The 19,414-nt window shown below is 69.7% G+C and carries 16 protein-coding genes; 15 read left to right on the top strand and 1 reads right to left on the bottom strand.

Annotation, left to right across the window (positions count from 1 at the left end; genetic code table 11):
- Positions 1-43 precede the first annotated feature (43 nt).
- Positions 44-1,522 carry a polyprenol phosphomannose-dependent alpha 1,6 mannosyltransferase MptB gene (gene mptB, locus ACGFNN_RS13930; protein WP_393555606.1) on the top strand — a complete coding sequence of 493 codons (1,479 nt, stop codon included), beginning with the start codon at positions 44-46 and terminating at the stop codon, positions 1,520-1,522.
- 75 nt (positions 1,523-1,597) lie between these two features.
- Here the strand turns inward: mptB and ACGFNN_RS13925 are convergent, their stop codons facing one another.
- Positions 1,598-2,413, bottom strand: coding sequence for a C40 family peptidase (locus ACGFNN_RS13925; protein WP_393555604.1), 816 nt, complete (start codon positions 2,411-2,413; stop codon positions 1,598-1,600).
- Positions 2,414-3,295: 882 nt separating this feature from the next.
- Between ACGFNN_RS13925 and ACGFNN_RS13920 the strand changes: the two genes are divergently transcribed.
- From ACGFNN_RS13920 to nuoN, 14 genes are read left to right on the top strand one after another with little or no spacing between them, the layout of a single operon-like run.
- Positions 3,296-3,655, top strand: a complete 360-nt coding sequence (locus ACGFNN_RS13920; RefSeq protein ID WP_003967084.1) for an NADH-quinone oxidoreductase subunit A — start codon at positions 3,296-3,298, stop codon at positions 3,653-3,655.
- A gap of 18 nt (positions 3,656-3,673) precedes the next feature.
- Positions 3,674-4,228: an NADH-quinone oxidoreductase subunit B family protein gene (locus tag ACGFNN_RS13915; RefSeq protein WP_145804190.1), complete on the top strand. Its 555-nt coding sequence runs from the start codon at positions 3,674-3,676 to the stop codon at positions 4,226-4,228.
- Positions 4,225-4,941, top strand: a complete 717-nt coding sequence (locus ACGFNN_RS13910; protein WP_362540950.1) for an NADH-quinone oxidoreductase subunit C — start codon at positions 4,225-4,227, stop codon at positions 4,939-4,941. Before ACGFNN_RS13915 ends, ACGFNN_RS13910 begins: the two co-directional genes overlap by 4 nt.
- Positions 4,941-6,299: an NADH-quinone oxidoreductase subunit D gene (locus tag ACGFNN_RS13905; protein WP_362540947.1), complete on the top strand. Its 1,359-nt coding sequence runs from the start codon at positions 4,941-4,943 to the stop codon at positions 6,297-6,299. The genes ACGFNN_RS13910 and ACGFNN_RS13905 overlap by 1 nt, the downstream gene beginning before the upstream one ends.
- A gap of 29 nt (positions 6,300-6,328) precedes the next feature.
- Complete coding sequence (nuoE, locus tag ACGFNN_RS13900; protein ID WP_393555600.1) at positions 6,329-7,144, top strand: NADH-quinone oxidoreductase subunit NuoE; 816 nt, start codon at positions 6,329-6,331, stop codon at positions 7,142-7,144.
- On the top strand, positions 7,144-8,517 hold the full coding sequence (nuoF, locus tag ACGFNN_RS13895) for an NADH-quinone oxidoreductase subunit NuoF (RefSeq protein ID WP_393555598.1): 1,374 nt from the start codon (positions 7,144-7,146) through the stop codon (positions 8,515-8,517). Before nuoE ends, nuoF begins: the two co-directional genes overlap by 1 nt.
- The gene (locus tag ACGFNN_RS13890; RefSeq protein WP_393555596.1) at positions 8,514-11,021 is read left to right on the top strand and encodes an NADH-quinone oxidoreductase subunit G; all 2,508 of its coding nucleotides are present in this window, start codon (positions 8,514-8,516) and stop codon (positions 11,019-11,021) included. Before nuoF ends, ACGFNN_RS13890 begins: the two co-directional genes overlap by 4 nt.
- A complete protein-coding gene (nuoH, locus tag ACGFNN_RS13885) occupies positions 11,018-12,436 on the top strand; it encodes an NADH-quinone oxidoreductase subunit NuoH (protein WP_393555594.1) in 1,419 nt (472 codons plus the stop codon). The genes ACGFNN_RS13890 and nuoH overlap by 4 nt, the downstream gene beginning before the upstream one ends.
- Positions 12,429-13,025 carry an NADH-quinone oxidoreductase subunit NuoI gene (gene nuoI, locus ACGFNN_RS13880; RefSeq protein WP_267074203.1) on the top strand — a complete coding sequence of 199 codons (597 nt, stop codon included), beginning with the start codon at positions 12,429-12,431 and terminating at the stop codon, positions 13,023-13,025. The genes nuoH and nuoI overlap by 8 nt, the downstream gene beginning before the upstream one ends.
- Positions 13,022-13,876: an NADH-quinone oxidoreductase subunit J gene (locus tag ACGFNN_RS13875; protein WP_393555592.1), complete on the top strand. Its 855-nt coding sequence runs from the start codon at positions 13,022-13,024 to the stop codon at positions 13,874-13,876. Before nuoI ends, ACGFNN_RS13875 begins: the two co-directional genes overlap by 4 nt.
- Positions 13,873-14,172 (top strand): NADH-quinone oxidoreductase subunit NuoK, encoded by a 300-nt coding sequence (gene nuoK, locus ACGFNN_RS13870; protein ID WP_099173920.1) that lies wholly within the window; start codon positions 13,873-13,875, stop codon positions 14,170-14,172. The genes ACGFNN_RS13875 and nuoK overlap by 4 nt, the downstream gene beginning before the upstream one ends.
- Before the next feature lie 12 nt (positions 14,173-14,184).
- Positions 14,185-16,080, top strand: coding sequence for an NADH-quinone oxidoreductase subunit L (gene nuoL, locus ACGFNN_RS13865; RefSeq protein ID WP_362540932.1), 1,896 nt, complete (start codon positions 14,185-14,187; stop codon positions 16,078-16,080).
- 4 nt (positions 16,081-16,084) lie between these two features.
- Positions 16,085-17,656, top strand: a complete 1,572-nt coding sequence (locus ACGFNN_RS13860) for an NADH-quinone oxidoreductase subunit M (RefSeq protein WP_393555590.1) — start codon at positions 16,085-16,087, stop codon at positions 17,654-17,656.
- A complete protein-coding gene (gene nuoN, locus ACGFNN_RS13855) occupies positions 17,653-19,317 on the top strand; it encodes an NADH-quinone oxidoreductase subunit NuoN (protein WP_365528416.1) in 1,665 nt (554 codons plus the stop codon). The genes ACGFNN_RS13860 and nuoN overlap by 4 nt, the downstream gene beginning before the upstream one ends.
- The last annotated feature ends 97 nt before the right edge of the window (positions 19,318-19,414 follow it).

Genomic DNA, 19,414 nt, shown 5'->3' with positions numbered 1-19,414 from the left:
CGCACGCCCCCGGCCCGCCGTCGCACTGCGATAGGTTCGGGCCATGGGGGCATCGAGGGCATGGACCGCCCGGGGACACCGGTATCTCGGCACCGCGGGAGCGGTGGCGGTGGTGCTGGGCGGCTGGGCCGTCGGGACGCTGCCGGCCCACGACCCGTGGGGGCTGTGGGTCCCGCACGGCCCTGCGGTGAGAGCCGTGGGCCACGCGCTGGCGTACGGCGGGCTGACCGTGCTCGTCGTCGCCTGGTGGCTGTACGGCAGGACGGGGGCCGGCGTACGGGACTCCCTGGTCACGCTGGGGTGGTGGACCGCGCCGTTCGTGGTGGCGCCGCCCCTGTACAGCGCCGACGTCTACAGCTACATCGCCCAGGGCGCGATGGTCCTCGAAGGCCATGACGTCTACGAGGCCGGCCCGTCCGTCCTGGATCCCGCCGGGCCGGGCGGCGACGCCGCCGCGAGCGTCGGCCACCACTGGACGGACACCCCGGCGCCGTACGGCCCGTTCTTCCTCCTGCTGGCGCGGGGCGTCGCCTGGGCGACCGGCGGGACGCTCGTGCCCGCCGTCCTCATGATGCGGCTGCTCGCCCTGGCGGCGCTGGCGCTGATCGCGTGGGCGCTGCCCCGCCTGGCACGTGCGCACGGACGCAGCCCCGGCGCGGCGCTGTGGCTGGGCGCGCTCAACCCGCTGCTGCTGATGCACGTGGCCGGCGGGCTCCACAACGACGGGCTGATGGCCGGTCTGATGCTGGCCGGTGTGCTGCTCGCGCTGCGGGGGAGATGGGTGGCCGGCTCGGCCCTTCTCGGGCTCGCCATGATGGTGAAGTCACCGGCGGCGGTGGCGCTGTTGTTCGTCGCCGTCCTGGTGGGCAGGGCCGCCGGCGGAGGGACCGTGCGCCGGGTGGTGAAAGGGCTCGTGGGGCCGGGCGCGGTGGCGGGCGGGGTGGTGGCGCTGACGACGCTGGTCGCCGGTACCGGCTTCGGCTGGGTGGGTACGCAGAGCGTCGCCGGCCGGATCCACACCGCGCTCTCGGCCAGCAGCGACATCGGCCTCGGACTCGGCCAACTCCTGCGGGTGCTCGCCGGGACGGACCCGGACCCGGTCAAGGCCGCCGTGCAGAACCTGGGTCTGGCCGCGGGGGTCGCCCTGATCCTCGTACTGGCGTGGCGCTCGGCCGCGGGACGGCTGGACCCGGTGCACGGGCTGGGGCTCGGTCTGGTGGCGCTGGTGGCGCTCTCCCCGATGGTGCAGCCGTGGTACCTGCTCTGGGGCACGGCCGTGCTCGCCGCCACCGCGGCCGGCGGCCGGCTCCGCGAGGTGCTCGCCGTACTCTCGGCGGCGTTGGTCTACGAGACCCAGCCCTCGGGATCCACCCCGGCCTTCGGGTTCGTACTGGCCGCGCTCACGTGCGTGGCGGGCGTCCTGTGGCTGCGCGGGGAGCGGGACGGAGAGGGACGGGGGCGGGTGCCCGGTCAGAGGGCGCCGATGGAGGCGCCCGCGGGGGCGGACCTGCCCACGGCATGACGACGGGCCGTCACTCCGGCGGACGGAGGGACGGCCCGTGATCGCGCCCGGACAGCGGTTCCGGGCGCTTGTGAATCAGAGAACGCGGACGGCGCCGGACGGCGGGTCGTAGTCCAGGGACTTCTGCACGACGCCGGTGCTGGAGTTCTGCGCGCCGACGAACTGGCCGCCGCCGACGTAGATCCCGACGTGGTACGCGCTGCCCGCACCGCCCCAGTACAGGATGTCGCCGGGCTGCAGGTTGTCGAGCGAGACCTGGGTGCCGGCCGTCGACTGGTCCTGCGAGACGCGCGGCAGGTCGATGCCGACCGAGCCGAAGGCGGCCTGGACCAGACCCGAGCAGTCCCACGAGTTCGGGCCGGTGCCGCCGGAGACGTACGCGTCGCCGATCTGGGACTGCGCGAACGCGATGACGGACGCGGCGGATCCCGTGGCGCTGGACGAGGAGGAGGACGACGAGGAGGACGAGCCGGTGGACGCGCTGAGCGTGGTGCGCTCGGCGGTGCGCGAGGCGCGCTCGGCCGCCTCCGCCTTGGCCTTGGCCGCTGCTTCGGCCTTCTTCTTGGCCTCGGCCTTGCGCACGGCCTCGGCGTGGGCCTTCTTGGCCGCCTTGACGGCCGTGGTGGCCGCGGCGTCCTCGCTGGCCTGCGTCTCGAGGTCGAGCGCGACCGCCTGGGTCGCCTGCGCCGACGCGGCGACGGAGGTGGAGAGCCCGGCGGTGATGGTGGGCATCTCTACGGTCTGGGTCACCGGCTCGGCCTGAGCCGGACCGGCGGCACCGGCGACCGCGATGGTGCTGAGGACGCCACCGGCAACTCCTGCCCGCAGTGCCGTCTTCGAGGCTCTCTGGCGGGGCTTCCGGTGGCTGGGTATGTGAGCGGTGTGGGACATGAGTACTAGCGCTATCAGGGCCGTAGGGGTCCCATCAAGAAACGTGTGTTGCGACACAGTTACGTTCGGAATCCCTGAATCCGCTTTTTAGGGGCCCTTATTGACGCCCTAACGGGCAAATCGGGCACCCGTGCGCACGGCTGTGATCACGGCCTTCTTTCAATACGCCCGAATTGCCCGTCGCTTACCATCCGTTCACACGGTTGGCCAAGCCCGCTTTTCTTGGAGTGCGCGTGGAGTGATGCAGGTCACAGTATGACCCTCCTGTGAGAGGCAACCGCGCGTGCGCGGGCCGCGTTCGGGGTGTGCGCGCGTCCCCCCGGTGGGCGGTGCGACCCATTGGTCGGTCATGTCCGTCCGTCCGGCCGCCCGTCGGGGTCGCGCCCCGGGTGTCCGCGGGCTGTCGGGGCCGGTGGGTCTCGCGGTCCTCACGGAGGTGGATCCCGGGTGGCCCGGAAGATCGTGAATCCGTGCGCAATGTCCACATCGCTACCCGCGAGCCCCTCGTCCGGGTGGAGGCGTGTGAGGCGGGGTCCTTTATCACCCGATGCGCGTCCAACGCCAATTTGCTTGTAGTGGCTGTCCATTGATAGAGCGACGCGCTCTTGACCAGCGGTAACGCCGCAAGATGTCACGTCTCGTAACCGCACGGCCGCTTCACGTACGAAGATCACCGCTCATCCGACTTCATGATCGTTCGTCAGGTGGTGGAGATCACAAAGACGTTGGTGTACCCCGTGTCGCAGATCACAGGATCGCAGGCATAGGATGCGGGGCAGTCGGGCTTGTGAACTGCCTCACATGTGCACGATCTTGATGAGGTGGCGAGCCGGTCGCCCGATGCGGTCCAACGGTCAAGGACGACTGGAAGGAGCGAGGAGCGTGAATGCCTACGCGCCCATCCTCGTGCTCGGCGCCCTCGGGGCAGGGTTTGCGATCTTCTCCGTGGTCATGGCCACGCTTATCGGCCCGAAGCGGTACAACCGGGCGAAGCTCGAGGCGTACGAGTGCGGTATCGAACCCACCCCCACGCCGGCGGGAGGCGGCCGTTTCCCCATCAAGTACTACCTGACGGCGATGCTGTTCATCGTCTTCGACATCGAGATCGTCTTCCTCTATCCCTGGGCGGTCTCCTTCGACGCCCTGGGGATCTTCGGGCTCGTGGAGATGCTGCTCTTCGTGCTCACCGTCTTCGTCGCCTACGCGTATGTGTGGCGCCGGGGCGGCCTGGAATGGGACTGAGGGGCTGAGGGGCACACCATGGGACTCGAAGAGAAGCTGCCGAGCGGCTTTGTACTGACCACCGTCGAGCAGGCCGCCGGCTGGGTACGGAAATCGTCCGTCTTCCCCGCCACCTTCGGCCTCGCCTGCTGCGCCATCGAGATGATGACGACCGGTGCGGGGCGGTACGACCTGGCCCGATTCGGGATGGAGGTCTTCCGCGGATCGCCGCGGCAGGCGGATCTGATGATCGTCGCGGGACGGGTCAGCCAGAAGATGGCGCCCGTCCTGAGGCAGGTCTACGACCAGATGCCGAGCCCCAAGTGGGTCATCTCCATGGGGGTATGCGCGTCATCGGGTGGAATGTTCAACAACTACGCCATTGTTCAGGGTGTTGATCATATTGTCCCGGTCGACATCTATCTGCCTGGATGCCCGCCGCGGCCCGAGATGCTGATCGACGCCATCCTCAAGCTCCACCAGAAGATCCAGGGCACCAAGCTCGGGGTCAACGCGGAGGAGGCCGCCCGCGAGGCGGAGGAAGCGGCCCTCAAGGCACTGCCCCTGATCGAGATGAAGGGGCTGCTGCGATGAGCGACGAACAGAACACCAACAGCGGCCAGGTGCCCACCCCGCGCGACGACTCCGGTGAGGTCATCGGCGTACGCAAGGGCATGTTCGGCGCCAACAACGGTGGTGACACCTCCGGTTACGGCGGGCTGGTCCGTACGGTCACCCTGCCGGGAGCAGCCTCCCGGCCCTACGGCGGCTGGTTCGACGAGGTGGCCGACGAACTGGAGGGTGCCCTGGAGGAACAGGGACTCCTCCCGGACAACGCCGTCGAGAAGACGGTCGTCGACCGGGGCGAGATCACCTTCTTCGTCGCGCGCGAGCACCTGGTCCAGGTCGCCCGCACCCTGCGCGACGACCCGGCGCTGCGGTTCGAGCTCTGTACCGGAGTCAGCGGGGTCCACTACCTGGGGGACAAGGGACGCGAGCTGCACGCGGTCTACCACCTGCGTTCGCTCACCCACGGGCGGCTGATCCGCCTGGAGGTGTCCGCCCCGGACAGCGACCCGCACATCCCGTCCCTCGTCGAGGTCTACCCGACCAACGACTGGCACGAGCGCGAGACCTACGACTTCTTCGGGCTGATCTTCGACGGGCACCCGGCCCTGACCCGGATCATGATGCCGGACGACTGGCAGGGCTTCCCGCAGCGCAAGGACTACCCGCTCGGCGGCATCGCCGTCGAGTACAAGGGCGCCCAGATCCCGGCTCCGGACCAGCGGAGGTCGTACAGCTGATGACCACTCCCCACGCCCACCCCACGTCGGGTCCCTCCGGGACTCCGCTCTCCGACGCCCGCACCACGACCGAGGGAACCGTCTACACGGTCACCGGCGGCGACTGGGACGAGGTCGTCGAGTCCGCCGTGAAGTCGGACGACGAACGCATCATCGTCAACATGGGTCCCCAGCACCCGTCCACGCACGGTGTGCTGAGGCTGATCCTGGAGATCGACGGCGAGACCGTCACCGAGGCCCGCTGCGGCATCGGGTACCTCCACACCGGCATCGAGAAGAACCTCGAATTCCGGAACTGGACCCAGGGCACCACCTTCGTCACGCGCATGGACTACCTGACCCCCTTCTTCAACGAGGCGGCGTACTGCCTCGGGGTCGAGAAGCTGCTCGGCATCGAGGACCAGATCCCCGACCGGGCCACCATCCTGCGCGTGCTGCTGATGGAGCTGAACCGGATCTCCTCGCACCTGGTGTGCATCGCCACCGGCGGCATGGAGCTCGGCGCCACGACGATCATGATCTACGGATTCCGTGATCGTGAACTCGTTCTCGACCTCTTCGAGCTCATCACCGGCCTCCGTATGAACCACGCGTTCATCCGGCCCGGCGGACTGGCCCAGGACCTGCCCATGGGCGCGGTCGACCGGCTCCGCGAGTTCGTGAAGACCATGAAGAAGAACCTGCCGGAGTACGACAAGCTCGCCACCGGCAACCCCATCTTCAAGGCCCGTATGCAGGACGTCGGATACCTCGACCTCACCGGCTGCATGGCGCTCGGCGCCACCGGCCCGGTCCTCAGGTCCGCCGGCCTCCCGCACGACCTGCGCAGGACCGACCCGTACTGCGGGTACGAGACCTACGACTTCGACGTGCCGACCGCCGACACCTGCGACGCCTACGGACGCTTCCTCATCCGGCTGGAGGAGATGCGCCAGTCGCTGAGGATCGTCGAGCAGTGCCTGGAACGGCTGGAGCCGGGCCCGGTCATGGTCGCCGACAAGAAGATCGCCTGGCCCGCGCAGCTCGCGCTGGGACCGGACGGACTCGGCAACTCGCTCGACCACATCAAGAAGATCATGGGTACCTCCATGGAGGCCCTCATCCACCACTTCAAGCTGGTGACCGAGGGCTTCCGGGTCCCGGCCGGGCAGGCGTACACCGCCCTGGAGTCCCCCAAGGGGGAACTCGGCGTGCACGTCGTCTCCGACGGAGGGACGCGCCCCTTCCGGGTGCACTTCCGCGACCCCTCCTTCACCAACCTCCAGGCCATGGCGGCGATGTGCGAGGGCGGCCAGGTCGCCGACGTCATCGTCGCCGTCGCGTCCATCGACCCCGTGATGGGAGGCGTCGACCGGTGACCGCGTCCAACCGAGAAGTCAGTCTGGGGATGCCGCAGCTCCCCGCCCCCGCCTACCCGGACGACGTCCTCGCCCGGCTCGACGCCGACGCGAAGGAGGTGATCGCCCGCTACCCGGGCAGCCGTTCCGCGCTGCTGCCGCTGCTGCACCTGGTGCAGGCGGAGGAGGGACACGTCTCGCGCACCGGCATGGCCTTCTGCGCGGACCAGCTCGGCCTCACCACCGCCGAGGTCACCGCGGTCGCCACCTTCTACTCCATGTACCGGCGCAGGCCGAGCGGCGACTACCAGGTCGGCGTCTGCACCAACACCCTGTGCGCGGTCATGGGCGGCGACGCCATCTTCGACCGGCTCAAGGAGCACCTGGACGTCGGCAACGGCGAGACCACCGAGGACGGCAAGGTCACGCTCGAACACATCGAGTGCAACGCGGCCTGCGACTTCGCGCCCGTCGTGATGGTGAACTGGGAGTTCTTCGACAACCAGACCCCCGAGAGCGCGACCCGGCTCGTCGACGACCTGATCGCCGGCCGCACCGTGGAGCCCACCCGGGGCGCCCCGCTGTGCGACTTCAAGGAGACGTCCCGGATCCTCGCCGGCTTCCCCGACGCGCGCCCCGGCGCCGTCGAGGCGAGCGGCGGCGCGGGTGCCGCCTCCCTGATCGGGCTGAAGCTCGCCAAGGGCGAGGCCGCGCCGCACGCCCGGGTGGTCGGACCGAGGGGCGAGGCCCCCGGCGACCGGCCGCAGAAGGGCGCCGAACACCTCAGCTCCCATGACGCACCGCAGCAGACCGCCGCCTCCGACCCGGACAACCCGGCCGGACCCGCAGCCGAGGAGGGGGAGTGATGACCTTGGCGACCGAGATCGATCAGAACGGGACGAGCCCCGAGAAGCTCCTCTCACCGGTCCTCTCCTCCTTCTGGGACGAACCCGAGTCCTGGACGCTGGACACCTACCGCCGCCACGACGGCTACGAAGGGCTGCGCAAGGCCCTGGCCATGGCACCCGACGACCTCATCGCGTACGTCAAGGACTCCGGTCTGCGCGGGCGCGGAGGAGCCGGATTCCCGACCGGGATGAAGTGGCAGTTCATCCCGCAGGGCGACGGCAAACCGCACTACCTCGTCGTCAACGCCGACGAGTCGGAGCCCGGCACCTGCAAGGACATCCCGCTCCTCTTCGCCAACCCGCACAGCCTCATCGAGGGCATCGTGATCGCCTGCTACGCGATCCGCTCCTCGCACGCCTTCATCTACCTGCGCGGCGAGGTCGTCCCCGTACTGCGCAGGCTCCACGAAGCCGTGCGCGAGGCCTACGAGGCGGGCTACCTGGGGAAGGACGTCCTGGGCTCCGGACTTGACCTGGAACTCACCGTCCACGCGGGCGCCGGAGCGTACATCTGCGGTGAGGAGACCGCGCTGCTCGACTCGCTCGAAGGACGGCGCGGCCAGCCCCGGCTGCGGCCCCCCTTCCCCGCGGTCGCCGGTCTGTACGCCTGCCCCACCGTGGTGAACAACGTCGAGTCCATCGCCTCGGTTCCCGCGATCCTCAACAGGGGCAAGGACTGGTTCAAGTCGATGGGCAGCGAGAAGTCCCCGGGCTTCACGCTGTACTCGCTCAGCGGCCACGTCACCAGCCCCGGCCAGTACGAGGCACCGCTCGGCATCACCCTGCGCCAGCTGCTCGACATGAGCGGCGGCATCCGCGAGGGGCACCGCCTCAAGTTCTGGACGCCGGGCGGCTCCTCCACCCCGATGTTCACCGACGAACACCTCGACGTCCCCCTGGACTACGAGGGCGTCGGCGCCGCCGGCTCGATGCTCGGCACGAAGGCGCTCCAGTGCTTCGACGAGACCACCTGTGTGGTCCGCGCGGTCACCCGCTGGACCGAGTTCTACGCCCACGAGTCCTGCGGCAAGTGCACCCCGTGCCGCGAAGGCACCTACTGGCTGGTCCAGCTGCTCCGCGACATCGAGGCGGGCAAGGGACAGATGGCCGACCTGGACAAGCTGAACGACATCGCCGACAACATCAACGGCAAGTCGTTCTGCGCCCTCGGTGACGGCGCCGCCTCACCGATCTTCTCCTCGCTGAAGTACTTCCGCGAGGAGTACGAGCAGCACATCACCGGCCAGGGATGCCCCTTCGACCCCGCCAGGTCGACGCTCTGGGCCGACGACAAGGACGACAAGAACTCTCACCGGGGGGTGAACGCATGACAGTCACCACGAGTGCGCCCTCCGGGGGCGGCGAGGCGGCCGTTCCGCCCGAGGACCTCGTCACGCTCACGATCGACGGCATCGAGATCAGCGTGCCCAAGGGCACCCTGGTCATCCGGGCCGCCGAACTCCTCGGCATCGAGATCCCGCGCTTCTGCGACCACCCGCTCCTCGACCCGGCCGGCGCCTGCCGGCAGTGCATCGTCGAGGTCGAGGGCCAGCGCAAGCCGATGGCCTCCTGCACCATCACCTGCACCGACGGCATGGTCGTGAAGTCGCAGATCACGTCGCCGGTCGCGGAGAAGGCGCAGAAGGGGGTGATGGAGCTCCTGCTCATCAACCACCCGCTGGACTGCCCGGTCTGCGACAAGGGCGGCGAGTGCCCCCTCCAGAACCAGGCGATGTCGCACGGCGGCGCCGACTCCCGCTTCGACGGGAAGAAGCGCACCTTCGAGAAGCCCGTCCCCATCTCCACCCAGGTGCTGCTGGACCGCGAGCGCTGCGTGCTCTGCGCCCGCTGCACCCGGTTCTCCAACCAGGTGGCCGGCGACCCGATGATCGAGCTGATCGAGCGCGGCGCGCTCCAGCAGGTCGGCACCGGCGAGGGTGACCCCTTCGAGTCGTACTTCTCCGGGAACACCATCCAGATCTGTCCCGTCGGAGCGCTGACCTCGGCGGCGTACCGCTTCCGCTCCCGGCCGTTCGACCTGGTGTCGACGCCCTCCGTGTGCGAGCACTGCGCCGGCGGCTGCGCCACCAGGACCGACCACCGGCGCGGCAAGGTCATGCGGCGGCTCGCCGCCAACGACCCTGAGGTCAACGAGGAGTGGCTCTGCGACAAGGGCCGCTTCGGCTTCCGCTACGCCCAGCAGCGCGACCGGCTCACCACGCCGCTGGTGCGCAACGCGGACGGCGTGCTGGAGCCGGCGAGCTGGCCCGAGGCGCTGGAGGCGGCGGCCACCGGGCTCTCCGCCGCGCGCGGCAGGACCGGTGTCCTCACCGGTGGGCGGCTGACCGTCGAGGACGCCTACGCGTACAGCAAGTTCGCGCGGGTCGCCCTCGCCACCAACGACATCGACTTCCGGGCCAGGGTCCACAGCGCCGAGGAGGCCGACTTCCTTGCCGCGCGGGTGGCGGGGCGCGGACGCGACCTGGACTCCAGCGGGGTCACCTACACCTCGCTCGAGAAGGCCACGGCCGTCCTGCTCGCCGGGTTCGAGTCGGAGGAGGAGGCGCCCGGCGTCTTCCTGAGGCTGCGCAAGGCCCACCGAAAGCACGGCCAGCGGACGTTCGCGCTCGCCTCGCACGCGAGCCGCGGTCTGGAGAAGGCGGGCGGCACCCTGCTCCCCGCCGCACCCGGGACCGAGACCGAATGGCTCGACGCCCTCGCGGGCGGGGTCGGCCTGGAGGGTGACGGCGCCGTCGCGGCCGAGGCGCTGCGCGGCGAGCACACCGTGATCGTGGTGGGCGAGCGGCTTGCAGCGGTGCCCGGCGGTCTGACCGCCGCCGTACGCACCGCCGCCGCGACCGGCGCCTCCCTCGTGTGGATCCCCCGCAGGGCGGGCGAGCGCGGCGCGATCGAGGCGGGCGCGATCCCATCGCTGCTGCCCGGCGGCCGACCGGCGACCGACCCGCGGGCCCGCGAGGAGGTGGCGTCCTTGTGGGGCGTCGCCGAACTCCCCTCGCGCTTCGGCCGCGACACAGGCCAGATCGTGGAGGCCGCGGCCACCGGCGAACTGGGCGCGCTGCTCGTGGCGGGCGTCGACCCCGAGGACCTGCCCGACCCGGCGGCCGCGCTGCGGGCGCTGGACGAGGTCGGGTTCCTGGTCTCGCTGGAGCTGCGGCCCGGCGCGGTCACCGAGCGCGCCGACGTGGTGCTCCCGGTGGCGGCCGTCGCCGAGAAGGCCGGCACCTTCCTCAACTGGGAAGGCAGGGCGCGGATGTTCGAAGCCGCGCTGAAGCCCGAGCAGATGCCGAGGACGCTCTGCCCGACCGACGCGCGGGTGCTGCACATGCTGGCGGACGCGCTCGACGTCCACCTGGCGCTGCCCGACCTGCGCTCGGCCCGCCGCGAGCTCGACCGCCTGGCCGGCTGGGAGGGCTCGCACGCCGAGGACCCGCGGGCCGCGTCCCGTCCGGTGCCCCGGCCCGGTGACGGCGAGGCAGTCCTCGCGGGCCACCGGATGCTGCTCGACCGGGGCAGGCTCCAGGAGGGCGACGAGGCGCTGGCCGGCACCCGGCACGCCGCGGTCGCCCGGCTCTCCCCGGTGACCGCCGCCGAGTCCGGAGTGAAGGACGGCGACCTGCTCGCCGTCACCGGACCCGCCGGCACCACCGAACTCCCGCTGATGGTCACCGAGATGCCGGACCGGGTCGTATGGGTCCCGCTCGACTCCGTCGGCCGCGGCGTCCACGCCGACACCGGAGCACAGCCCGGCGGACTCGTCCGGATCGGTCCGGCCGCCCCCGGCTCGCACGTCGTGACAACGGAGGTAGGAGAGTGACCGGCCTCGCCCAACTCGCCGCCGCACCCCGGGAGACCGTCCTCGCAGCCGAGGACCTCTCGATGTTCGGCACGGACCCCTGGTGGCTCGTCGTCGTCAAGGCGGTGTTCTGCTTCGCGTTCCTGATGGTGACCGTGCTCTTCTCCATCGTGTGGGAGCGCAAGGTCGTCGCCTGGATGCAGCTGCGCATCGGCCCCAACCGGCACGGCCCCTGGGGCATGCTCCAGTCGCTCGCCGACGGCGTGAAACTCATGCTCAAGGAAGACGTCGTCGTCAAGCGGGCCGACAAGGTCGTCTACATCCTGGCGCCGATCGTCGCGGCCGCCCCGGCCTTCATGGCCATCGCGGTGATCCCGTTCGGTCCGGCCGGCAACGAGGTCTCGGTCTTCGGCCACCGGACGACGATGCAGCTGACCGACCTGCCGATCGCGATGCTGTACATCCTCGCGGTGGCGTCCGTCGGCATCTACGGCATCGTGCTGGCCGGCTGGTCCTCCGGATCGACGTACCCCCTGCTCGGTGGCCTGCGCTCCTGCGCCCAGATGATCAGCTACGAGATCGCGATGGGCGCGGCGTTCGCCTCGGTGTTCCTCTTCTCGGGCTCGATGTCGACCTCGGAGATCGTGGCGGCGCAGCAGGACCGCTGGTTCGTCCTGCTGCTGCCGGTCTCCTTCATCATCTACATCGTCACGATGGTCGGTGAGACCAACCGCGCCCCGTTCGACATGCCGGAGTCCGAGGGCGACCTGGTCGGCGGCTTCAACACCGAGTACTCCTCGATCAAGTTCGCGATGTTCATGCTCGCGGAGTACGTCAACATGGTCACCGTCTCCGCGGTCTCCGTGACCCTGTTCCTGGGCGGCTGGCGGGCCCCGTACCCGATCAGCACCTTCTGGGAGGGCGCGAACCACGGCTGGTGGCCGATGCTCTGGTTCGTCGTCAAGGTCCAGCTGCTCCTCTTCTTCTTCATCTGGCTGCGGGGCACCCTGCCCCGTGTCCGCTACGACCAGCTGATGAAGCTCGGCTGGAAGGTCCTGATCCCCGTCTCGGTGGTCTGGCTGATGATGGTCGCCACCGTCCGGGCGATGAACAACGAGGGCTACGACTACTCCAGGATCCTGCTGTACGTCGCCGGCGCCGTGATCGCGGTCCTGCTGCTTTCCTTCGTCGCCGACGTCTTCCGGGACCGGAAGGCCAAGGCGGCCGAGGAGGCCGCCGGACCGGAGCCGGCCTTCGACCCCATGGCGGGCGGATTCCCGGTGCCGCCGCTGCCCGGGCAGACCCTGCCGCCGGTGCCGCGCCGCACCCCGCGCCGTGAGCGGGAGCTCGTTGTCAGTGGCGGACCGGACACTCGGAGTGACGATCTGGTGAGTGACGGAAGTGCGAGTGACGGAAGGGAGGCCGACGGTGTCTGAGTCATCGGAACCCTCAGGGGAGAAGTTCCAGAACCCGGTGGCCGGCTTCGGCGTGACCTTCAAGGCCATGTTCAAGAAGCGGCTCACCGAGCAGTACCCGGAGACGCAGAAGGTGACGGCGCCGCGCTTCCACGGCCGGCACCAGCTCAACCGCCACCCGGACGGGCTGGAGAAGTGCGTCGGCTGCGAGCTGTGCGCCTGGGCGTGTCCGGCCGACGCGATCTACGTCGAGGGCGCGGACAACACCGACGAGGAGCGCTACTCCCCCGGGGAGCGCTACGGCCGCGTCTACCAGATCAACTACGCGCGCTGCATCCTGTGCGGGCTCTGCATCGAGGCGTGCCCCACCCGGGCACTCACGATGACCAACGAGTTCGAGCTGGCCAACACCACCCGCGAGAGCCTCATCTACACCAAGGACGAGCTGCTCGCGGGGCTGGAGGAAGGCATGGTCGACAGCCCGCACGCGATCTTCCCCGGCATGGACGAGCAGGACTACTACCGGGGACTGGTCACCGAGGCCGCCCCCGGCACCGAGCGTCAGACCGCGGTCTCCAAGGGAGAAGCGGACAAGGAGGTGGACGCGTGAACGCCACCCTGGCCGCGGCGGCCACCGCCACGTCGACCGGTGAGGCCGTCCAGTTCTGGATCCTCGGCACCGTCGCCGTCATCGGGGCGCTCTCCACGGTCCTGATGAAGAAGGCGGTGCACAGCGCGCTGTCGCTCGCCGGCACCATGATCGTGCTGGCGGTCTTCTACCTCGCCAACGGCGCCTACTTCCTCGGCATCGTCCAGGTCGTCGTCTACACCGGCGCGATCATGATGCTGTTCCTCTTCGTGGTCATGCTCGTCGGCGTCACCGCCGCGGACTCGCTGAAGGAGACCCTCAAGGGTCAGCGCTGGCTGGCCGCCGCCTGCGGACTCGGCTTCGGCATCCTGCTGATCGCCGGTATCGGGCAGGCGTCGATCAGTTCCTTCAACGGCCTCGGCGCCGCCAACGCCCAGCACGGCGGCAACGTCGAGGGGCTCGCCAACCTCATCTTCACCAAGTACGTCTTCGCCTTCGAGATCACCGGCGCCCTGCTGATCACGGCGACCGTCGGGGCGATGCTGCTCACCCACCGCGAGCGCACCGAACGCGCCAGGACGCAGCGCGAGCTCTCCACCGAGCGGGTGCGCAGCAGCCACGTCCCGCCGCTGCCAGCCCCCGGCGTCTACGCCCGGCACAACGCCGTGGACATCGCGGGCCTGCTGCCGGACGGCACCCCGTCCGAGCTCACCGTCATGGGGACCCTGCGGCGGCGCGGCCAGATCCGCGACGTCTCCAGCGAGTCGCTCGCCGGTCTCAAGGCGCTGGAACAGCGCTCGGCGGAGCGGCTCGGCAGGGACCGCGGACCAGACCGTGACCACGCGGAAGAAGAGGAGGAGGTCGCCAAGTGAATCCGGTCAACTACCTCTACCTCGCGGCCCTTTTGTTCACGATCGGCGCCTCCGGCGTCCTGATCAGGCGGAACGCGATCGTGGTGTTCATGTGCATCGAGCTGATGCTCAACGCCTGCAACCTCACGCTCGTCGCCTTCTCCCGGATGCACGGCAATCTCGACGGCCAGATCATCGCCTTCTTCACGATGGTCGTCGCCGCCGCCGAGGTCGTCATCGGGCTCGCGATCATCGTGTCGCTGTTCCGCTCCCGCCACTCGGCCTCGGTCGACGACGCCAGCCTGATGAAGCTGTAAGGGGTCGGAATCGTGGAAAACCTGATTGCGCTGCTGGTCGCGGCGCCCCTGCTCGGAGCGGCGGTCCTGCTCTGCGGCGGCCGCCGGCTGGACCGGAGCGGACACTGGATCGGCACGCTGCTCGCCGCCGCCTCGTTCGTCGTCGGCGTGGTGCTCTTCACCGACATGCTGGGCAAGGGCGCCGAGGACCGGGCCCTGCACCAGAAGCTGTTCAGCTGGATCCCCGTCGAGGGGTTCCAGGCCGACGTGGCCTTCCAGCTGGACCAGTTGTCGATGACGTTCGTCCTGCTGATCACGGGTGTGGGCACGCTGATCCACATCTACTCCATCGGTTACATGGAGCACGACGAGCGCCGCCGCCGGTTCTTCGGCTATCTGAACCTCTTCCTCGCGGCGATGCTGATCCTGGTCATCGCCGACAACTACCTTCTGCTCTACGTCGGGTGGGAGGGCGTGGGCCTGGCCTCGTACCTGCTCATCGGCTTCTGGCAGCACAAGCCCAGCGCGGCCACCGCCGCCAAGAAGGCCTTCCTGGTCAACCGGGTCGGCGACATGGGCCTGTCCATCGCCATCATGCTGATGTTCACCACCTTCGGCACGTTCGCCTTCGGGCCGGTGCTGGAGGCGACGGGGGACACCAGCGAGGGCAAGCTCACCGCTATCGGCCTGATGCTGCTCCTCGCGGCCTGCGGCAAGTCGGCCCAGGTGCCGCTGCAGTCCTGGCTCGGTGACGCGATGGAGGGCCCGACCCCGGTCTCCGCCCTCATCCACGCCGCCACCATGGTCACCGCGGGTGTGTACCTCATCGTCCGCTCGGGCGCGATCTTCAACGCGGCGCCCGACGCGCAGCTGGTCGTCGCGATCGTCGGCGCGGTCACGCTGATCTTCGGTGCGATCGTCGGTTGCGCCAAGGACGACATCAAGAAGGCTCTCGCCGGATCGACGATGTCGCAGATCGGCTACATGGTCCTCGCGGCGGGCCTCGGCCCCATCGGCTACGTCTTCGCGATCATGCACCTGGTGACGCACGGCTTCTTCAAGGCCGGGCTCTTCCTCGGAGCCGGTTCGGTCATGCACGGCATGAACGACGAGGTCGACATGCGGAGGTACGGCGGCCTGCGGAAGTACATGCCGGTCACCTTCGTGACCTTCGGCCTCGGGTACCTCGCCATCATCGGCTTCCCCGGCCTGTCCGGCTTCTTCTCCAAGGACAAGATCATCGAGGCGGCCTTCGCCAAGGGCGGTACCGAGGGCTGGATCCTCGGTTCGGTCGCCCTGCTGGGCGCCGCGATCACCGCGTTCTACATGACGCGCGTGATGCTGATGACCTTCTTCGGCGAGAAGCGCTGGCAGCCCGACGCCGAAGGCCATGAGCCGCACCCGCACGAGTCGCCGAAGTCCATGACGATCCCGATGATCGTGCTGGCCTTCGGGTCGGTCTTCGCGGGAGGCTTCTTCTCCGTCGGCGACCGCTTCCTGCACTGGCTGGAGCCCGTCACCGGACACGACCACGGGCACGCCCCGGTCAGCGCCACCACGGTCACCGCCGCCACCATGGTGGTGCTGGTGATCGGTGTGGCCATCGCCTGGGCCATGTACGGGCGCAGGCCCGTCCCGGCCGTCGCCCCGCGCGGCTCCCTGCTCACCAGGGCGGCCCGCCGCGACCTCCTCCAGGACGACTTCAACCACGTGGTCCTGGTACGCGGCGGCGAGCACCTCACCCGCTCCCTGGTCTACGTCGACCACTCCCTGGTCGACGGTGTCGTCAACGGCACGGCCGCCTCGATGGGCGGGCTCTCCGGCCGGCTGCGCAGGCTGCAGAACGGCTACGCCCGCTCCTACGCGGTCTCGATGTTCGGCGGTGCGGCGGTCCTCATCGCCGCGACCCTGCTGATGAGGGCGGTCTGATCCCATGTCCTTTCCCCTCCTGACAGCGACCGCGGTCCTCCCGGCGGTCGGCGCGATCGCCACGGCGGCCGTCCCGGCCGCACGGCGCACCGCGGCCAAGTGGCTCGCGCTGGTGGTGTCCCTGGCCACGCTCGTCCTGGCCGGCGTCGTCTTCGCCCGCTTCGAACCGGGCGGCGACCGCTACCAGCTCACCGAGTCGCACGCCTGGATCAAGGACTTCGGCGTCCGGTACGAGCTCGGCGTCGACGGCATCGGGGTGGCGCTCCTGGCGCTCACCGCGCTGCTGATCCCCTTCGTGATCCTGGCCGGCTGGCACGACGCCGATCCCCTGGAGACGCACTCCACGCGCTGGCGTCCCACCCAGGGCTTCTTCGCCCTGATCCTCATGGTCGAGGCCATGGTGATCATGTCGTTCGTCGCCACCGACGTGTTCCTCTTCTACATCCTCTTCGAAGCCATGCTCATCCCGATGTACTTCCTCATCGGCGGCTTCGGGGACCGGGCGCACTCCGGCAGCGACGAGAACGCCGCGGCGCAGCGCAGCTACGCGGCGGTGAAGTTCCTGCTCTACAACCTGGTGGGCGGGCTGATCATGCTGGCCGCCGTCATCGGGCTGTACGTCGTCGCGGGGAGCTTCTCCCTCTCCGAGATCGCCGAGGCCCGGGCCAACGGCTCGCTGGACATGGCGACCTCCACCGAGCGGTGGCTCTTCCTGGGCTTCTTCTTCGCCTTCGCGGTGAAGGCCCCGCTCTGGCCGCTGCACACCTGGCTGCCCAACGCGATGGGCGAGGCGACCACCCCGGTGGCGGTGCTCATCACCGCGGTCGTCGACAAGGTCGGCACCTTCGCGATGCTCCGCTTCTGCCTCCAGCTCTTCCCCGAGGCCAGCAAGTGGGCGACCCCGGTGATCATCGTCCTGGCGCTGGTCTCCATCGTCTACGGGGCGCTGCTCGCGGTGGGCCAGCGGGACATCAAGAGGCTCATCGCCTACGCGTCGATCTCGCACTTCGGCTTCATCGTGCTCGGGATCTTCGCGATGACCAGCCAGGGCCAGTCCGGTGCCACGCTCTACATGGTCAACCACGGGATCTCGACGGCCGCGCTGATGCTGGTCGCCGGGTTCCTGATCACCCGGCGCGGCTCCCGGCTCATCGCCGACTACGGCGGGGTGCAGAAGGTGGCACCGGTCCTGGCGGGCACCTTCCTGATCGGCGGCCTCGCCACCCTCTCGCTGCCCGGTCTCGCACCGTTCGTCAGCGAGTTCCTGGTCCTGGTCGGCGCGTTCAGCGCCTACCCGGTGGCGGGGATCATCGCCACCACCGGCATCGTGCTGGCCGCGCTCTACGTGCTCGTCCTGTACCAGCGGACGATGACGGGCCCGGTCAAGGAGAGCGTCAGCGGCATGCCCGACCTAAGGGTCCGTGAGCTGGCGGTGGCCCTCCCGCTGATCGCCGTACTGATCTTCCTGGGCGTCTTCCCGAAGCCGCTCACCGAGGTCGTCAACCCGGCGGTCAAGCACACCATGCAGGACGTACAGAAGAAGGACCCCCAGCCCGAGGTGGAGGCCGCCAAGTGAGCGCAACAGCTGTCCACAGCCTGTGGACGACGGCGGGCGGGGTGGTGACGGCCGCCCCGGGCGACAGGTTCACCGCCCCGACCATCGAATACGCCCAGCTGGCCCCCGTCCTCATCGTGGTGGGCGCCGCCGTCCTCGGGATCCTGGTGGAGGCCTTCGTACCGCGACGGGCCCGCTACACCACCCAGGTGTTCCTGACGGTAGTCGCGATCGCGGCCGCGTTCGCCGCGGTGATCGGGCTCGCCGCCGACGGGTACGCCACGAAGAACGCCCACATCGCCGCGATGGGCGCGGTCGCCGTGGACGGACCGGCGCTGTTCCTGCAGGGCACCATCCTGCTGGTCTCGATGGTCTCCGTCTTCACCTTCGCGGAGCGCCGGCTCGACCCGGTCTCGCACGGCAACAAGGTCGACTCCTTCGCCGCCCAGGCCGGGGCCGTCCCCGGCAGCGACAGTGAGAAGGCCGCGGTCAAGGCCGGGTTCACCACGACCGAGGTCTTCCCGCTGGCCCTCTTCTCGGTGGCGGGCATGCTCGTCTTCCCCGCGGCCAACGACCTGCTGACGCTGTTCGTGGCTCTGGAGGTCTTCTCGCTGCCGCTCTATCTCCTCTGCGCCGTCGCCCGCCGCAAGCGGCTGATGTCGCAGGAGGCCGCGGTGAAGTACTTCCTGCTCGGGGCGTTCTCCTCGGCCTTCCTGCTCTTCGGGATCGCCCTGCTCTACGGCTACGCGGGCACCGTCTCGTACGCCGGCATCGCGAACGTCGTCGACGGCAGCGTCCAGCAGATCGACCCGGCGCTCGCCGACACCATGGGCAACGACGCGCTGCTGCTCATCGGCGGCGCGATGATCCTCATGGGCCTGCTCTTCAAGGTCGGTGCCGTCCCCTTCCACATGTGGACCCCGGACGTCTACCAGGGCGCCCCGACCCCGGTCACCGGTTTCATGGCCGCCGCGACGAAGGTCGCGGCCTTCGGAGCCCTGCTGCGCCTGCTGTACGTGGTGCTGCCGGGGCTCACCTGGGACCTGCGTCCCGTCATGTGGGGCGTCGCGATCGTCACGATGCTGGGCGGGGCGGTCGTCGCGATCACCCAGACCGACATCAAGCGGCTGCTGGCCTACTCCTCGATCGCGCACGCCGGCTTCATCCTGGCCGGGGTGATCGCGGCCAGCCCCGAGGGCATCTCGTCCGTCCTCTTCTACCTGGCCGTGTACTCCTTCGTGACCGTCGGTGCCTTCGCCGTGGTCACCCTGGTGCGGGACGCGGGCGGAGAGGCGACGCACCTGTCGAAGTGGGCGGGGCTGGGCCGCCGCTCGCCGCTGACCGCGGCGGTCTTCGCGGTGTTCCTGCTCTCCTTCGCCGGCATCCCGCTCACCTCCGGCTTCTCCGGGAAGTTCGCCGTCTTCAAGGCGGCGGCGGACGGGGGTGCGAGCGGACTGGTGATCGTCGGTGTGATCTCGTCGGCGATCGCCGCGTTCTTCTACATCCGGGTCATCGTCCTGATGTTCTTCAGCGAGCCGAAGGCGGACGGCCCCACGGTCGCCGTCCCGTCCCCGCTGACGATGACCACCATCGCGGTGGGGGTCGCCGCGACCCTGGTGCTGGGCCTCGCGCCCCAGTACTTCCTCGACCTGGCGAGCCAGGCGGGGGTCTTCGTGCGGTAACCCTCGCAGGGAGCGGTACGCACGCCGGACGGGCCCCGGAAAGTCAAGCCCGTCCGGCGTTGTCGTACCCGGCGCCTATGGTTGCGGTGACGGGTGA

The organism is Streptomyces sp. NPDC048590, from assembly GCF_043199535.1.
GTDB lineage: Bacteria > Actinomycetota > Actinomycetes > Streptomycetales > Streptomycetaceae > Streptomyces.
The sequence above is the reverse complement of the archived record's forward strand: the minus strand, read 5'-3'. Positions and strand labels throughout refer to the sequence as shown.

Coding starts and splice junctions, on each gene's coding strand:
- mptB (WP_393555606.1), top strand. CDS start 44: ATGGGGGCATCGAGGGCATGGACCGCCCGGGGACACCGGTATCTCGGC.
- ACGFNN_RS13925 (WP_393555604.1), bottom strand. CDS start 2,413: ATGTCCCACACCGCTCACATACCCAGCCACCGGAAGCCCCGCCAGAGA.
- ACGFNN_RS13915 (WP_145804190.1), top strand. CDS start 3,674: ATGGGACTCGAAGAGAAGCTGCCGAGCGGCTTTGTACTGACCACCGTC.
- ACGFNN_RS13910 (WP_362540950.1), top strand. CDS start 4,225: ATGAGCGACGAACAGAACACCAACAGCGGCCAGGTGCCCACCCCGCGC.
- ACGFNN_RS13905 (WP_362540947.1), top strand. CDS start 4,941: ATGACCACTCCCCACGCCCACCCCACGTCGGGTCCCTCCGGGACTCCG.
- nuoE (WP_393555600.1), top strand. CDS start 6,329: ATGCCGCAGCTCCCCGCCCCCGCCTACCCGGACGACGTCCTCGCCCGG.
- nuoF (WP_393555598.1), top strand. CDS start 7,144: ATGACCTTGGCGACCGAGATCGATCAGAACGGGACGAGCCCCGAGAAG.
- ACGFNN_RS13890 (WP_393555596.1), top strand. CDS start 8,514: ATGACAGTCACCACGAGTGCGCCCTCCGGGGGCGGCGAGGCGGCCGTT.
- ACGFNN_RS13860 (WP_393555590.1), top strand. CDS start 16,085: ATGTCCTTTCCCCTCCTGACAGCGACCGCGGTCCTCCCGGCGGTCGGC.